Genomic DNA, 950 nt, shown 5'->3' on the forward strand with positions numbered 1-950 from the left:
TCACCCACCTTAAACTCAGTAATATCAGTCAGCCAGCGTATGTTTGGTTTATCTGCATTAAACTGACGCTTTAAGTGGTTCTTTGCAATCTTGCCTTGTACGCCTTTATAAGAACGGTACCTTTGCCTTCGAATCCGTGCACTTAAGTTTAGATGACGCATAAGCTTGGCAACTAGTTTGTGGTTGTGATAATAACCTAGCTGCTTTAGCATGGCCGTTATTCTACGATAGCCGTACCTGCCTTTGTGCTGATGGTACAGCTCAGTAATACGCTGTTTTAAGTCTGCATATTTGTCTTTGACGTCAAACTGGCACCTATGGTAGTAAAAGACACTTTTAGCCATCTTAGCGATGTTTAGCAAAGCAGATAAAGGGTGGTCTTGTCTCAGTGCTTCGATGAGCCTTGCTTTTTGCCTGCTTGTTCCTCCGCTTTGAGCAAGGCATCGAGCTTTTTTAGATAGGCAACCTCTGCACGTAGGTATTCATTCTCACGCTTTAGTTCTGCTAAGCTCTTTTCATCATCTGGTTTGTCTGTGATATATGGCTTACTCATGACGACTCTACCTTTAGGTTTGGATATTAGTCCAGACATACCGTGGAGCCTATAAGCTTTGTGCCAATGACTGATTAATGCCGGTGAGCTGATGTTAAATGTTAAAGCGACCTCGGATTGACTTAATCCTTCCTTAAGCATGGTGGTTATCACTTTGTATTTAAATTCACTGCTGTATTTGGCCTTATTTGTCTTTGGCTTGATAGCCTCTATACCACCGCTTTGATATTGCTTGACCCATGTACGTACAAGTTTTGGATCTATTTTAAACTTCTCACTTGTGGCAAGTCCGGTATGTCCTTGCTCATAGTATGCGATGACTTGCATCTTAAAGTCTAGATCGTAACGCATAAAAATACCCCCATAAGTTGTGTCCAACTTATGGGGGTCGGTTCAA

Annotated in this window: 2 protein-coding genes; both read right to left on the minus strand. The window is 42.0% G+C overall.

Annotation, left to right across the window (positions count from 1 at the left end; all coding sequences use genetic code 11):
- On the minus strand, window positions 1-344 hold a 344-nt coding region (locus tag ACT3SX_RS15290; RefSeq protein WP_444761847.1), incomplete at its 3' end, for an IS3 family transposase.
- 41 nt (window positions 345-385) lie between these two features.
- A complete protein-coding gene (locus tag ACT3SX_RS15295; protein WP_192520990.1) occupies window positions 386-904 on the minus strand; it encodes a helix-turn-helix domain-containing protein in 519 nt (172 codons plus the stop codon).
- Window positions 905-950 lie beyond the last annotated feature (46 nt).

Source organism: Psychrobacter sp. AOP31-B2-9 (assembly GCF_052378005.1).
In the GTDB taxonomy this organism is placed as follows: domain Bacteria; phylum Pseudomonadota; class Gammaproteobacteria; order Pseudomonadales; family Moraxellaceae; genus Psychrobacter.